Raw genomic sequence first — 13,882 nt, 5'->3', positions numbered from 1 at the left:
CCATGGGCCCGCCTCGCCTGCCGGGTCTGATCCAGGGCCGCCGCCTGCGCCTGGCGCGGGCGGGTGCCGGCTTGCTGCTGGTGCTGCTGAGCGCCGCCGCGCATGCGGGGGCGCAGAAGGAAGAGGCTCTGGCCGATTCGGTGCGCGGCGCGCTGGCGGCGGCCATCGCCGACAGCCGCCCGCTGCGCCCGGCCTTCGCCACCGGTGGCGAGCAGCTGGCGTATATCAAGTGGCTGGAGGAGATGTCGCACCGGCTGGCCGGGCGCATCCCCGAGCCGCAGGTGCGCATCGAACTGATCGAGACCGCTTACTACGAAGCCAAGCGCGCCGGGCTGGAACCGGCGCTGGTGCTCGGCCTGGTGCAGGTCGAGAGCAACTTCCGCAAGTACGCGATCAGCTCGGCCGGCGCCCGCGGGCTGATGCAGGTGATGCCGTTCTGGGTGCGCAGCGTCGGCGACGGCGACGCCCGCAAGCTGTTCCACCTGCAGAGCAACCTGCGCTACGGCTGCACCATCCTGCGGCACTATCTGGACCGCGAGCAGGGCGACCTGTTCCTGGCGCTGGGCCGCTACAACGGCAGCCGGGGCCGTCCCGAATATCCCAACGCGGTGCTGGCGGCCTGGAAACGCTGGCAGTACTCCGAGGCGACCGTCACCGTGGCCGGAGACCCCGATGCCGGCACGGCGCCCCGCAGCCGTGCGGTGCCGCCCGAGGCGCCGGCGCGCAATCCGTTCTCGCCGCAGCGACTGGCCAATCCCTCATGAGCGGCACGCCCGGCACTCCCAGTACCACTGGCAAGGCCGGCTACACCAGGTCCTCCGCGGATCTGGAGCGCTGGCTGCGGCGCCATATCGGGCAGGGTTTCGGTGCCGAGGCGCTGGTGCAGTCGATGTGCCAGTCCGGCTACGACATGGCCTTCGCGCGAGCCACGGTGGCCGCTGCGCTGGCTGCCGCGGCGCGCTCCGAGGCGCGTGGGACCGTGGCGGACACCGCCGCGGAGATGGCAGCCGAGCCGGGCGTCGACAAGCTTGCCGGGGATCATGGCGATCCTGGCGGCCATGCCGGTGCGCCTGCCAGCCGCAATGCCGCCCATCATGCCGGGCGCGAGATTCCCATCCTGTTCACGCTCGCCGCGCCGCGCGTCACCCTGTTCCAGCAACTCCTGACCGACGCCGAATGCGACGGTCTGATGGAGCTGGCGCGCGGCCGCCTGGCGCGCTCGCCGGTGATCAACCCCGATACCGGCGACGAGAACCTGATCGAGGCGCGCACCAGCCTGGGCGCGATGTTCCAGGTGGGCGAGCATCCGCTGATCGAGCGCATCGAGGCGTGCATCGCCGCGGTGACCGGCATCGCGGCGGATCGTGGCGAGGGTTTGCAGATACTCAACTACAAGCCCGGCGGCGAGTACCAGCCGCATTACGATTACTTCAACCCGCAGCGGCCCGGCGAAGCGCGYCAGCTAAGGGTGGGCGGGCAACGCGTGGCCACCCTGGTGATCTACCTGAACAGCCCGACAGCCGGCGGTGCCACCGCTTTCCCCAAGCTTGGCCTCGAAGTGGCGCCGGTCAAGGGCAATGCCGTCTATTTCAGCTATCGCAAATCCGACGGCTCGCTGGATGTGCGCACGCTGCACGCCGGCCTGCCGGTCGAGGAGGGCGAGAAATGGATCGCCACCAAATGGCTGCGCGAGAGGCCGTACCGGAGCGAATGATGCGCCGCTCCGGGGCGGGCACGCAGCCGGCCCGCTACTGGTTCGATCCCGCCATGCCGTATGTCGAAAGCCGGCGCGCCAGCGACAGCGCCGCGGCCTGCCTGCCGCATACCCATCCGAACTTGTCGGACCATCCGTGACCGGCGGCGCGCCGCGCAAGGCGTATTGTCAGTTTTCTGGTTAACTGTACCGGTACTGTACTGTTGCCTGAGGCTAGACTGCCAACAGTCCTTTTCGTATGTGATGGAGCCTTCATGGCACTGCCCCAGCTTGTTGCCGGATCCGGCGTGTTTGCCGCCTTTTGCGCCTTCGCCCTCGTATCCTCGATCACCCCCGGCCCCAACAACACCATGGTGCTGGCCTCGGGCGTGAACTTCGGCTTTGCCCGCACCGTGCCCCATGTGCTGGGCATCAGCGCCGGCTTCGGCCTGATGGTGGCGGTGGTCGGCCTTGGGCTGGGTTCCCTGTTCGCCGTTTTCCCGTGGGCGTGGCAGGTATTGCGCATGGTGGCGGCAGTCTATCTCGCCTGGCTGGCATGGAAGCTGGCAACGTCGGGCGGGATCCAGGAAAGCGAAGTCGGCAAGCCCATGGGCTTCCTCGCCGCGGCCGCGTTCCAGTGGGTCAATCCCAAGGCGTGGGTGATGGCGGTGGGCGCATGCAGCACCTACGTGCTGCACGGCAATGTCTGGCTGAATGTGTTGCTGGTGGCGGGGCTGTTCGCCGTGATCAACCTGCCCAGCGTGGCGATGTGGGCCGTGTTCGGCTCGGCCTTGCGGCGCTGGCTGGCGCAGCCGCGGGTGCTGCGCCTGTTCAACGTGGCGATGGCGCTGTTGCTGCTGGCTTCGCTGTGGCCGATCCTCAGCGCAAGGCCCTGATGGCGGGCAGGTTGCGCCAGTAGCCGTGGGCGTCCATGCCGCAGCCGAAGACATAGCGCTCCGGCACGGTGAAGCCGCAGAAATCCGGATGCATGGGCTTGGGCTTCTGCAGCACCTTCTCGCATAGCACGGCCGCGTAGACGGCGGTGGCGCCCATATCCATGATGCGCTGGCGGATGGCCGCCATGGTCTCGCCTTCATCCAGGATGTCGTCCAGCACCAGCACGATGCGGCCCTTGACCGACTCGCGCGGCGCCACGCGCCATTGCATCTCGCCGCCCACCGTCTTGTTGTTGTAGCGCGAGAGGTGGATGTAGTCGAATTCCAGCGGGAAGGCCAGCCTGGGCAGCAGCATGCCGGTGAAAACCACCGCGCCGCCCATTACCGACAGCACCAGCGGGAAGGTGTCGCCCATCTTTTCCGTAATCTCGCCGGCCATGCGGTCCAGCGATTCCTGGACGGCTTGCGCGCTGACGATTTCCTCGGAGTTGGCCCAAAGCTCGCGAGCCTGTTCGGCGGTCATCATGATGTGGATCCTGTCTCTGTCTCTGTCTTGTCTTTTGCGGGTAGCGTAGCGGCCGCCGGGGGGAGAGCGCCGCCACGCGGAATGGCTCAGCGGTTGAAGAGTCCCTTCATGCCGCCCTTCATCGCGCCCATCGAGCGCATCATCTTCATCATGCCGCCGCCCTTGAGCTTTTTCATCATGGTCTGCATCTGGTCGAACTGGTTGAGCAGGCGGTTGACTTCCTGCACCGGCACGCCGGCGCCGGTGGCGATGCGGCGCTTGCGGCTGGCCTTGATCAGGTCCGGCTTGGCGCGCTCGGCCGCGGTCATGCTGTTGATGATGCCTTCCATGCGGCGCACCTGCTTCTCAGCCACGTCCATATTGGCACCCTGGGCTTGCTGGGCGAATTGCGCCGGCAGCTTGTCCACCAGGCTGCCCAGGCCGCCCATCTTCTTCATCTGGCCGATCTGGGCCTTGAAGTCTTCGAGGTCGAAGTCGCCCGTCTTCTTGATCTTCTTGGCCAGCTTCTCGGCGGCTTCCATGTCCACGCCGCGCTGGGCTTCCTCGACCAGGGCGAGGATGTCGCCCATGCCCAGGATCCGCTGGGCCATGCGATCGGGGTAGAAGGGCTCCAGGCCATCGAGCTTTTCGCCAACGCCGACGAACTTGATCGGGCAGCCGGTGATGTGGCGCACCGACAGCGCGGCGCCGCCGCGCGCATCGCCGTCCAGCTTGGTCAGCACCACGCCGCTCAGCGGCAGCGCGTCATGGAAGGCGCGCGCGGTGTTGACCGCATCCTGGCCCAGCATGGCGTCGACCACGAACAGGGTTTCGACCGGCTTGATCTCGGCGTGCAGCGCGGCGATTTCCTGCATCATCGCTTCGTCGATACCCAGGCGGCCTGCCGTATCGACGATCAGCACGTCGTGATAATGCTTGCGGGCCCAATCCACCGCGGCGCGGGCGATGTCCACCGGCTTCTGGTTGGGCTCGGAGGGGAAGAAGTCGGCGCCGACCTGCTCGGACACGGTCTTGAGCTGGGCGATAGCGGCGGGACGGTAGACGTCGCACGACACCGTCAGCACTTTCTTCTTCTTGTTTTCCTTGAGCCACTTGGCCAGCTTGCCCACCGTGGTGGTTTTGCCCGCGCCCTGCAGGCCGGCCATCAGGATGATGGCGGGCGGCTGCACCGCCAGGTTCAGCTCGCCGCTCTTGTCGCCGGCGGTCAGGCTTTCCTCGCCGCCGATGACGGCAGTCAGCTCGCGCTGCACCACGCCAACCAGCGCCTGGCCCGGGGTCAGGCTAGATACCACATCTTCGCCGAGTGCTTTTTCCTTCACGCGGGCGATGAATTCGCGCACGACCGGCAAGGCGACGTCGGCCTCCAGCATGGCCAGGCGCACCTCGCGCAGCATTTCGGCGGTATTGGCTTCGGTCAGGCGAGCCTCGCCGCGCATGGTCTTGACGACCCGCGCCAGGCGTTGAGTGAGATTGTCCAGCATGGCAGAAGTCCGGGGGATAGGGCTTGATCGAGGCTTGATGCGGGCTCGCGACCCGGCTCAAGCGGGGCGCCACCGGGACGGGGCGCTAAGGTAAACTGTGCAAATGGCCATTGTACTGTATGCCTTGACGGCACTTCTCTATTGCGGCCTGGCCTATCACGGCTGGGCGACGCGCAACCTGCAGCTATCGGCCGCCGGCGCCGGCGGCGCCATCGGGGGCGCGGCAACCACCGTGCTGCTGCAGGGCAGCGGGGGAGGCGGGCGCGGCGAGGCCCGGCCGGCCTGGTGGCACATCCTGATGCTGGCCGCGGTGGCCAGCCACGGCCTGCTGCTGCATGAAACCATCTTCCCGGCCGACCGCATGGTATTCGGGTTTGCCTTCGCGCTGTCCGCCATGTTGTGGCTGGGTGTGGGCATCTACTGGATCGAGAGCTTCTTTTTCTCGCTGGCCGGCCTTGGCCTGATCGTGATCCCGGTGGCGATGCTGGCCAGCCTGATGCCGCTGGCCTTTCCAGGCTCGCAGATACTGGGCTACGCGGCGCGGCCGCTGTTCAAGCTGCACTTCATCATCGCCAATGTGGCCTATGGCCTGTTCACGCTGGCGGCCTTCCACGCCTTCCTGATGCTGCTGGCCGAACGCCGCCTGCACGGATTCAACCGCTCGCCCCAGCTCGGCAAGGCCGGCGAGCCGGCGCAATGGGTGGGCCGCTGGCTGGACCTGCTGCCGCCCTTGCTGACGCTGGAAAAGCTGCTGTTCCGCCTGATCGGCGCCGGCTTCGTGCTGCTGACGCTGACCATCCTGTCGGGCCTGCTGTTCTCCGAGCAACTGTTCGGCCGGGCCTTCCGGTTCGACCACAAGACCGTATTCGCGTTGCTGTCGTGGGTGATGTTCGCCGGTATCCTGGCCGGACGCACCTTCTACGGCTGGCGCGGCCGCACCGCCCTGCGCTGGGTGATCGCATCCTTCGGCATTCTGCTGCTGGCTTATGTCGGCAGCCGTTTCGTCATCGAAGTCATACTGCACCGACTCTGAGGCTGGCATGGCACGCATTTTCCTGGTCCTGGCCGTGGTGCTGGGCTTCTTCTGGTGGCTTCGACAGCGCGCCGCGGCGCGCCAGCGGGAGGAGCGCGCCGCCCGGCATGGCTCCGCGCCAGGGCCGCAAGCGCGTACCCAGCCCGCTCCCCCGCAGGAACCGATGGTGCAATGCGCGCAGTGCGGCGTGCACCTGCCGCAGGGAGAGGCGATCGCCTATCGCGGCCTGCACTACTGCCGGCGCGCCCATCTGCCGGCCGACAGCGATCCGGGCAGCCCTGCTGCATGAATGGCCCCGTGAGCGGCCCCACAAGCGGTCCCACAAGCGGTCCCACAAGCGGTCCCACAAGCGGCCCCATGAGCGGTCACCTCTCGTTCTGGTCCCGCCTGAACGCATGGCGCAGCCTCGCCGAGATGTGGCGCCAGCCGGAGCCCCCTGAATTCCACTGGCGCCTGCTGCGCTATTTCTGCTGGACCCGGCTGGCGGTGGCCGTGGTGCTGCTGGGCTTCGCCTGGCTGCCCGCGCAACGGGCCGAGCCCGGACGGGCCTCGCAGGCGCTGGGCAACGTCCTGGCCGCGTTGCCGCTGGCCGTGCCCTATGCCGCGATGGCGCTGGCGCTGGTGGTCTCGGCCTTGTGGTGGCGCCGCGGCTTTCACCTGCGGGTGCGCGCCCAGGTACTGGCCGACCTGGTCCTGCTGGGCCTGATCTTTCTCGCGCAGGGTCATGGCGGCGAGGGGCTGGCCATGATCTTCCTGTTGCCCGCGCTGCAGGCTGGCGCGCTTACCAGCCTGCTGTTCGCGCTGTTCGCCGCGGCGGCCTCGGCGCTGGTGGTGATGAGCGCCCCCTTCGCGCAGACCCTGCTGCTGCGCCAGGCCGACGCGGGCCTGCTGGGCTCGGGGCTGTACGGCCTGGTCTTCATGATCGCGGCCTCGCTGATGTACCTGCTGGCCAACCGCCAGCTTGCGCAGGAGCGGCTGGCGCTGGCGCGCGAGCAGGAGCTGCGCCTGCAGCAGCTGGTCAACCGGCTGATGGTCAACGACATGCAGGACGGCGTGATGCTGTTGCGCGCCAACGGCGCGGTGGTGGCCGCCAACCCGGCCGCGGTGGTGCTGTTGGGCGTGCAGCCCGCCGAACGGGGCAAGCAGACGGACACGCCCGCCACCGGGCGCGACGCGCTGTTCGACCTGCGCCAGATTCCCCGCCTGCAGCCGCTGATGGAGATGCTGCGCGACTGGGTGCGCAGCAAGGACGACGCGCCGCGCATCCTGCAGTTGCTGCCGCTGCCTTCGCGGCCCTCCTCAGGCCGGGGACCCATCCTGCATACGCGGCTGCGGCTGCGCTTCCTGCTGCCGGGGCTGGCCAGCCTGCGTTCGACCTTTGCTTCCTCGCTGTCGGTCTCGCTCGGCGCGCAGAATGCCATGAACACCGGCACCTGGAACGACCTGTCGCCCGAGGCCGCGGCCCGGCTGCGCCTGGCCATCGCGCAGAACGAGGCGATGGCCTGGCGCCCGGAGGACGAGGCTCTGCTGCGCAGCGAGATGCGCGATACGGTGCTGGTCCATATCGAGAGCTGGGAGCGCATCGCCGAGCAGGTGCAGCAGGAAAAACTGGCCGCCATGGGGCGGCTGGTGGCCAGCGTGGCGCACCAGATCCGCAATCCGCTGGCGGCCATCAGCCAGGCCAGCGAACTGCTGGCCGAGACCAGCCGCCGCGGCGCGCGACCCGCCGACACGGGGCAGCCCGAGGGCGATGTGGACGCCAGGCTGCTGCGCATCATCCATGACAATGTGCGCCGGCTCGACCAGGTGGTGTCGGATATCTTGCAGATGTCGCGCCGCCCGCGCACCGAGCGCGCCGCCGTGGACCTGAACCAGGCCCTGCCCGAGATCGTTGGCCGCTGGCGGCTGGAGATGCGCTCGCGTTCCACCAGCGACGATCCGGTCGGCGCGCGGCGCGTGCCGCGTCCGGCGGAGATCAACGCCAATGCTATCCGGCTCACGGTGGACGTGCCGCGCCCGGTCATCTTCGATCCCTCGCAGCTGCAGCAGGTGCTTGGCAACCTGCTCGACAACGCCTGGCGCTATTGCAGTCGCCTGCCCGGCGCGATCCGGCTGCTAGCCCACACGCTGGACCAGCACCACGCCGAACTGATCGTCTGGAACGATGGCGTCGAGGTGTCGCGCGAGCACCAGCGCACCCTGTTCGAGCCCTTCTTTACCAGCAACGCGYAGGGCACCGGCCTGGGCCTCTTCATGGCGCGCGAGCTATGCGGCGCCAACGACGCCCAGGTGCGCTACGGTACGATTTCGCTCGACGCGCTGCTGGCGCAGACCGGCATGCTGGCGCCCGCGGCACGCGATACACTGCCGGCCAAGGCCTTTGTCCTGACCTTGCGCCTCGACGCGCCGGACAGCGCGGGCGGCTGAGCCGCGCTGCCGCCGCGAACGGTTTACCGCCAGCGAGCCGCCGTGCGCCGATTCCACTTCGCCATACCGCCAGACGCAGACCCATGCCCATCAAGACGCCAGGCCCCGACCCGATACTCGTCATCGACGACGAGGCCGACCTGCGAGAACTGCTCGATATCTCGATCCGCCGCATGGGCCATGACGTGGTGCTGGCGGGCTCGCTGGCGGAGGCGCGCCAGCAGCTTGCCGCGCGCCGCTACAGCCTGGTGCTGACCGACATGCGGCTCGGCGACGGGCTGGGCATCGATATCGTGCGACAGCTCTCCAGCGCGCCGGAACGGGTGCCGGTCGCCGTGATCACCGCCTACGGCAGCGCCGACAACGCCGTGGAGGCGCTCAAGGCGGGCGCCTTCGACTACATTGCCAAGCCGGTCTCGCTGGACCAGCTGCGCAGCCTGATCCTCAATGCGCTGGGTCGCCAGCAGCGCGATGGCGCCGAGGGCGCCGGCGGGGCGCTGCCGGAGCATACGGACCGCGCGGCCAGCCTGCTGCCGGGCCATTCACAGGCCATGCGCGAGGTGCGCCGCTCGCTATCCCGGCTGGCGCGCAGCATGGCGCCGATCGTCATCAGCGGCGAGTCCGGCAGCGGCAAGGAGCGCGCCGCGCGTGCCATCCACGAGGTCAGCGCGCGTGCTGCGCACCCCTTTATCGCGGTCAATTGCGGCGCCATCCCCGAAACCCTGATGGAATCGGAGTTCTTCGGCCATGTGAAGGGCGCCTTCACCGGCGCGGACGCCGAGCGCGGGGGCTTTTTCCAGGCCGCCAACGGCGGCACCCTGCTGCTCGACGAGGTGGCCGACCTGCCGCTGGCGATGCAGGTCAAGCTGCTGCGCGTGCTGCAGGAGCGGCGCGTGCGCAAGATCGGCGCGAGCCGCGAGGAGAGCGTGGACGTGCGGGTGCTGTGCGCCAGCCACAAGGACCTCTCCGCGATGGTTGCGTCCGGCCAGTTCCGCCAGGATCTGTTCTACCGGCTCAACGTGCTGGCGCTGCGCGTGCCGACGCTGCGCGAACGGCACGAGGATATCCCGGTGCTGGCGGGCGCCATCCTGGAGCACCTGGCGGTGCGCTATGGCGACCCCCATCCCAAGCGGCTGGCCGCGACCGCGTTGCAACGCCTGTCCGACTATGCGTTCCCGGGCAATGTGCGTGAGCTGGAGAACCTGCTCGAACGCGCCTATGCCTTCGCGGAAGGCACAGTCATCGAGGTGGACGACCTTGGCCCGTTGGACGCGGGCACGGGGCATTCGGCCGCGCCGCACTCGTCCGCCTCGCCGTCCCCGGCGGCCCCGGCGCCTGGGCCTGCCTTCGCAGGGGCCGATGCGCCGCCGCCGCCCGCCGCGCCGGCGTCGATGCCCGGTTTCCCGCCCGATCTCCAGCCTGACCGCGGGCTGGATCGCCACCCCGAAGCGCGGCCCGAAGCCCGATCGGGCGATCAAGCGGCTGCGCTCGCGCAGCCCGCCGCGTTGGACGAGGGGGCGGGAGAGACCGGTCGCGCGACCTTCCCGATCGACCTGCCGGGCCGGCTGGAGGCGCTTGAGCGCGACCTGATCCTGCAGGCGCTGCAACAGACCGGCTTCAACCGCACCGCCGCCGCGCCGCTGCTGGGGCTGAGTTTCCGGCAACTGCGTTACCGCATCCAGCAGCTTGGCATTCGCGAGGGGCGCGACGATGCGGCCGACGGTGCCGCCGACCCCGGCGAAGCGATGCCCGATGGCGCGTTGGGCGGGGTGCTTGCCGCCAATGGAGAGCGCGATGCCTGAGCAAGACAACGGCAAGATCGTGGCCGGCCCGGTCTTCAACCCCGACGCGGCCGGCTGGGTGCCCGCCGCGCGCCGCGTGCCGTCGCCCAACTTCGACGCCCGGCCCGCGCACGTGCCGGTGGACCTGGTGGTGATCCACAATATCAGCCTGCCGCCCGGCCAGTTCGGCAGCGGCGATATCGAGGCCTTCTTCCAGAACCGCCTCGACCCGTCCCGCCATCCCTTCTTCGCGACGATCCATCAGGTGCAGGTCTCGGCGCATTTCCTGGTGACGCGAGAGGGCGAACTGGTCCAGTTCGTTTCCTGCCTGGACCGGGCCTGGCATGCGGGCCAGTCTGCGTTCTTCGGCCGGCCCCGTTGCAACGACTTTTCCATCGGCATCGAGATCGAAGGCAGTGACGACCAGCCGTTCACGTTGGCGCAATACCACACTGCCGCCGCGCTGACGCGCGCCCTGTTCGCCGCCTACCCGGTGCGGGCGGTGGCAGGACACAGCGATATCGCGCCCGGACGCAAGACGGATCCCGGGCCGCATTTCGACTGGGCGGCCTTTGCCGCCGCCGCTGGCTTGGCCCCCGCGCTCCTCCCTTACCGCAAAGCCCCGCCTTGAAGCAAGCCCCGATTGCGGGGTCTGGGTGATAGTGCTGACCTGGGGAAAACCCTGATAAAGTCCATGCCTATCGGAGCGGCCTGCTCAATCAAAAAAATTTCTCGTCACAGTGCGGTAACGCACCGCCGGGCCGGATCCCTTGCGCCTCTTGGGCTGGCGGGTATGGCGCAGCGCCGCATGCTGCGCCTGCACCGGAATTCGCGCCAAAAAAGCGCTTGTCAAGACTGGTGAAACGGTTCCGTTTCACTATACTTAGTCCAGTTTTTCGCATCGACCACTAGATATAGTGGTGCTTTCGGGGAGCCGGCCTAGGTGTGCAGTTTCCGCCGCAGCGTTGGCTGCGGTCCGCCGAAGGGTCGGAGCATCACAAGAGTCCCAGCAGAATCCAGCAAGGCAGCGCGTCCCTCCCGGGCAGGACCGGGCGGCGTTTCTGTGTCTTTGTATGCATTCTGCTCGGGACTCTTTGTCACTCATATAACAACGGGTCAGAACAGGAGTTCCTCATGCAGACAGCCCAGAACGAATTTTCCAGCGGCGCAGGCGCCGCCGGTGCAGCAGCGAATCCGCAGTCGAGCCCCGCTACCGCCGCTGCCGGCAGCTACCAGGACTACAAGCTCATCCGCCGCAACGGCGCCGTGGTGGCGTTCGAGCCGAGCAAGATCTCGGTAGCGGTGACCAAGGCCTTCCTCGCCGTCAACGGCGGGCAGGGCGCCGCTTCGGCGCGTGTGCGCGAAGTGGTCGAGCAAGTGACCCAGAACGTGGTCCGCGCGCTGCTGCGCAGCCGCCCCAATGGCGGCACCTTCCATATCGAGGACGTGCAGGACCACGTCGAACTGGCGCTGATGCGCTCGGGCGAGCATGAGGTGGCCCGCTCCTATGTGCTGTACCGCGAGAAGCGCACCCAGGAACGCGCCCAGGCCAACGCCCAGGCGGTGGCCCGCGTGCAGGAAGGCGGCGCCACGTTCAACGTGACCGACGGCGGCGTGGCCCGCGTGCTGGATCTGGGCTCGCTGCATGGCCTGATCGACAACGCCTGCTCGGGCCTGGGCGATGCCGTCAGCGCCGAGCCGATCCTGAAGGAAACGCTGAAGAACCTGTACGACGGCGTGCCGATGACCCAGGTCTACGACTCCGCCATCCTGGCCGCGCGCACCCTGATCGAGAAGGACCCGGCGTACAGCCAGGTCACCGCGCGTATCCTGCTGCACACCATCCGCAAGGAAATCCTGGGCGCCGAAGTGACCCAGACCCAGATGGTGTCACGCTACGCCGAGTACTTCCCCAAGTTCATCGCGCGCGGCATCGAGGCCGAACTGCTCGACGAGAAGCTGGCCACCTATGACCTGGCCCGCCTGGGCGCGGCGCTGGACGCCCAGCGCGACTTCCAGTTCAACTACCTGGGCCTGCAGACCCTGTACGACCGCTACTTCCTGCACATCGAGGAAACCCGCATCGAAATGCCGCAGGCATTCTTCATGCGCGTGGCGATGGGCCTGGCGCTGGGCGAGAAGGACCGCGAGGCACGTGCCATCGAGTTCTACCAGCTGCTGTCGTCGTTCGACTTCATGTCGTCCACGCCGACCCTGTTCAACGCGGGCACCCGCCGCTCGCAGCTGTCGTCGTGCTACCTGACCACCGTGTCGGACGACCTCGAAGGCATCTACGAAGCGCTCAAGGAAAACGCGCTGCTCTCCAAGTTCGCCGGCGGCCTGGGCAACGACTGGACCAACGTGCGCGCCCTCGGCTCGCACATCAAGGGCACCAACGGCAAGTCGCAAGGCGTGGTGCCGTTCCTGAAGGTGGTGAACGACACCGCCGTGGCGGTCAACCAGGGCGGCAAGCGCAAGGGCGCGGTCTGCGCCTACCTGGAAACCTGGCACCTGGACATCGAGGAATTCCTCGAACTGCGCAAGAACACCGGCGACGACCGCCGCCGCACCCACGACATGAACACGGCGAACTGGATTCCCGACCTGTTCATGAAGCGCGTGATGGAAGGCGGCGAGTGGACACTGTTCTCGCCCGCCAGCTGCCCGGACCTGCACGACAAGGTCGGCAAGGCCTTCGAAGCCGCCTACCTGGGCTATGAAGCCAAGGCCGCCAATGGCGAGCTGAAGCTGTTCAAGAAGATCCCCGCCATGCAGCTGTGGCGCAAGATGCTGGGCATGCTGTTCGAGACCGGCCACCCCTGGATCACCTTCAAGGATCCGTGCAACATCCGCAGCCCGCAGCAGCACGTGGGCGTGGTGCACAGCTCCAACCTGTGCACGGAAATCACGCTCAACACCGACGACAACGAGATCGCGGTGTGCAACCTGGGTTCGGTGAACCTGGTCGCCCACCTGAAGCAACAGGCCGACGGCACCCAGGTGCTCGACCACGCCAAGCTCGAGAAGACCATCCGCACCGCGATGCGCATGCTCGACAACGTGATCGACATCAACTACTACGCGGTCGAGAAGGCGCGCAATTCCAACCTGCGCCACCGTCCGGTCGGCATGGGCATCATGGGCTTCCAGGACTGCCTGCACATGCTGCGCCTGCCGTACGCCAGCGACGCCGCGGTGCAGTTCGCCGACACCTCGATGGAAGCGGTGTGCTACTACGCCTACCGCGCTTCCAGCGAGCTGGCCGAAGAACGTGGCCGCTACAGCACCTATGAAGGTTCGCTGTGGGATCGCGGCATCCTGCCGCAGGACTCGCTCAAGCTGCTGGCCGATGAACGCGGCGGCTACCTGGAAGTGGATCACTCCTCGACCATGGACTGGGACAGCCTGCGCGCGCGCATCAAGCAGCATGGCATGCGCAACTCGAACTGCATCGCGATCGCGCCCACGGCCACGATCTCGAACATCATCGGCGTGTCGGCCTGCATCGAACCGACCTTCCAGAACCTGTACGTCAAGTCCAACCTGTCGGGCGAGTTCACGGTGGTCAACGACTATCTGGTGCGCGACCTGAAGGCACGTGGCCTGTGGGACGAAGTGATGGTCGCCGACCTGAAGTATTTCGACGGCAAGCTGGCCCGCATCGACCGCATCCCGCAAGACCTGCGCGACATCTACGCCACCGCGTTCGAAGTCGAGCCGAGCTGGCTGGTGGAAGCCGCCAGCCGCCGCCAGAAGTGGATCGACCAGGCCCAGTCGCTGAACATCTACATGGCCGGCGCCTCGGGCAAGAAGCTGGACGACACCTACAAGCTGGCCTGGCTGCGCGGCCTGAAGACCACGTACTACCTGCGCACGATGGCGGCCACCCACGTGGAGAAATCCACCGTGTCGCGCGGCTCGCTCAACGCCGTGTCGTCGGGTAGCGAAGGTGGCATCAGCGCCGCCGGCATCGATCACCCGCGGTGGCCCGCGCCGCGCCTTTCGCGCGGGGCGTGGGCCACGGCAATCAAAGCATTCCACGGAG

At 67.8% G+C, this 13,882-nt stretch carries 11 protein-coding genes and 1 pseudogene; 10 read left to right on the top strand and 2 right to left on the bottom strand.

Annotated features, from left to right (window positions below; translation table 11 throughout):
* The first annotated feature begins 2 nt into the window (after window positions 1-2).
* The 4 genes from AC1DQ3_RS24830 (at window position 3) to AC1DQ3_RS24815 (ending at window position 2,589) form a co-directional block, all read left to right on the top strand.
* Window positions 3-764: a lytic transglycosylase domain-containing protein gene (locus tag AC1DQ3_RS24830; RefSeq protein ID WP_477122811.1), complete on the top strand. Its 762-nt coding sequence runs from the start codon at window positions 3-5 to the stop codon at window positions 762-764.
* Window positions 761-1,714, top strand: a complete 954-nt coding sequence (locus tag AC1DQ3_RS24825) for a 2OG-Fe(II) oxygenase (protein ID WP_477122810.1) — start codon at window positions 761-763, stop codon at window positions 1,712-1,714. The genes AC1DQ3_RS24830 and AC1DQ3_RS24825 overlap by 4 nt, the downstream gene beginning before the upstream one ends.
* A complete protein-coding gene (locus tag AC1DQ3_RS24820) occupies window positions 1,711-1,854 on the top strand; it encodes a hypothetical protein (protein ID WP_477122809.1) in 144 nt (47 codons plus the stop codon). The genes AC1DQ3_RS24825 and AC1DQ3_RS24820 overlap by 4 nt, the downstream gene beginning before the upstream one ends.
* A 114-nt stretch (window positions 1,855-1,968) precedes the next feature.
* The gene (locus AC1DQ3_RS24815) at window positions 1,969-2,589 is read left to right on the top strand and encodes a LysE family translocator (RefSeq protein WP_477122808.1); all 621 of its coding nucleotides are present in this window, start codon (window positions 1,969-1,971) and stop codon (window positions 2,587-2,589) included.
* Here the strand turns inward: AC1DQ3_RS24815 and AC1DQ3_RS24810 are convergent.
* A complete protein-coding gene (locus AC1DQ3_RS24810) occupies window positions 2,573-3,115 on the bottom strand; it encodes a hypoxanthine-guanine phosphoribosyltransferase (protein ID WP_477122807.1) in 543 nt (180 codons plus the stop codon). The genes AC1DQ3_RS24815 and AC1DQ3_RS24810 overlap by 17 nt on opposite strands.
* Before the next feature lie 86 nt (window positions 3,116-3,201).
* Complete coding sequence (gene ffh / locus AC1DQ3_RS24805) at window positions 3,202-4,596, bottom strand: signal recognition particle protein (protein ID WP_477122806.1); 1,395 nt, start codon at window positions 4,594-4,596, stop codon at window positions 3,202-3,204.
* 103 nt (window positions 4,597-4,699) lie between these two features.
* Between ffh and AC1DQ3_RS24800 the strand changes: the two genes are divergently transcribed.
* From AC1DQ3_RS24800 to AC1DQ3_RS24775, 6 genes and pseudogenes are all read left to right on the top strand, one after another.
* A complete protein-coding gene (locus AC1DQ3_RS24800) occupies window positions 4,700-5,629 on the top strand; it encodes a cytochrome C assembly family protein (protein WP_477122805.1) in 930 nt (309 codons plus the stop codon).
* A 7-nt stretch (window positions 5,630-5,636) separates the two neighbouring features.
* Window positions 5,637-5,918 (top strand): PP0621 family protein, encoded by a 282-nt coding sequence (locus AC1DQ3_RS24795; protein WP_477122804.1) that lies wholly within the window; start codon window positions 5,637-5,639, stop codon window positions 5,916-5,918.
* Window positions 5,919-5,986: 68 nt separating this feature from the next.
* Complete coding sequence (locus tag AC1DQ3_RS24790) at window positions 5,987-8,056, top strand: sensor histidine kinase (RefSeq protein ID WP_477122803.1); 2,070 nt, start codon at window positions 5,987-5,989, stop codon at window positions 8,054-8,056.
* Between the two features lie 83 nt (window positions 8,057-8,139).
* Window positions 8,140-9,858, top strand: coding sequence for a sigma-54-dependent transcriptional regulator (locus tag AC1DQ3_RS24785; RefSeq protein ID WP_477122802.1), 1,719 nt, complete (start codon window positions 8,140-8,142; stop codon window positions 9,856-9,858).
* Complete coding sequence (gene ampD, locus AC1DQ3_RS24780; protein ID WP_477122801.1) at window positions 9,851-10,468, top strand: 1,6-anhydro-N-acetylmuramyl-L-alanine amidase AmpD; 618 nt, start codon at window positions 9,851-9,853, stop codon at window positions 10,466-10,468. The genes AC1DQ3_RS24785 and ampD overlap by 8 nt, the downstream gene beginning before the upstream one ends.
* A gap of 503 nt (window positions 10,469-10,971) precedes the next feature.
* Window positions 10,972-13,818, top strand: a pseudogene (locus tag AC1DQ3_RS24775) (ribonucleoside-diphosphate reductase subunit alpha); the annotation flags it as partial.
* Between the last annotated feature and the right edge of the window lie 64 nt (window positions 13,819-13,882).

This window comes from Cupriavidus sp. 01T418 (assembly GCF_056398885.1).
The sequence above is the reverse complement of the archived record's forward strand: the minus strand, read 5'-3'. Positions and strand labels throughout refer to the sequence as shown.

Bases quoted from the DNA above. Each gene is read 5' to 3' on its own strand.
- ffh (WP_477122806.1), bottom strand. From the start codon at position 4,596: ATGCTGGACAATCTCACTCAACGCCTGGCGCGGGTCGTCAAGACCATG.
- AC1DQ3_RS24830 (WP_477122811.1), top strand. From the start codon at position 3: ATGGGCCCGCCTCGCCTGCCGGGTCTGATCCAGGGCCGCCGCCTGCGC.
- AC1DQ3_RS24795 (WP_477122804.1), top strand. From the start codon at position 5,637: ATGGCACGCATTTTCCTGGTCCTGGCCGTGGTGCTGGGCTTCTTCTGG.
- ampD (WP_477122801.1), top strand. From the start codon at position 9,851: ATGCCTGAGCAAGACAACGGCAAGATCGTGGCCGGCCCGGTCTTCAAC.
- AC1DQ3_RS24785 (WP_477122802.1), top strand. From the start codon at position 8,140: ATGCCCATCAAGACGCCAGGCCCCGACCCGATACTCGTCATCGACGAC.
- AC1DQ3_RS24800 (WP_477122805.1), top strand. From the start codon at position 4,700: ATGGCCATTGTACTGTATGCCTTGACGGCACTTCTCTATTGCGGCCTG.
- AC1DQ3_RS24815 (WP_477122808.1), top strand. From the start codon at position 1,969: ATGGCACTGCCCCAGCTTGTTGCCGGATCCGGCGTGTTTGCCGCCTTT.
- AC1DQ3_RS24820 (WP_477122809.1), top strand. From the start codon at position 1,711: ATGATGCGCCGCTCCGGGGCGGGCACGCAGCCGGCCCGCTACTGGTTC.
- AC1DQ3_RS24810 (WP_477122807.1), bottom strand. From the start codon at position 3,115: ATGATGACCGCCGAACAGGCTCGCGAGCTTTGGGCCAACTCCGAGGAA.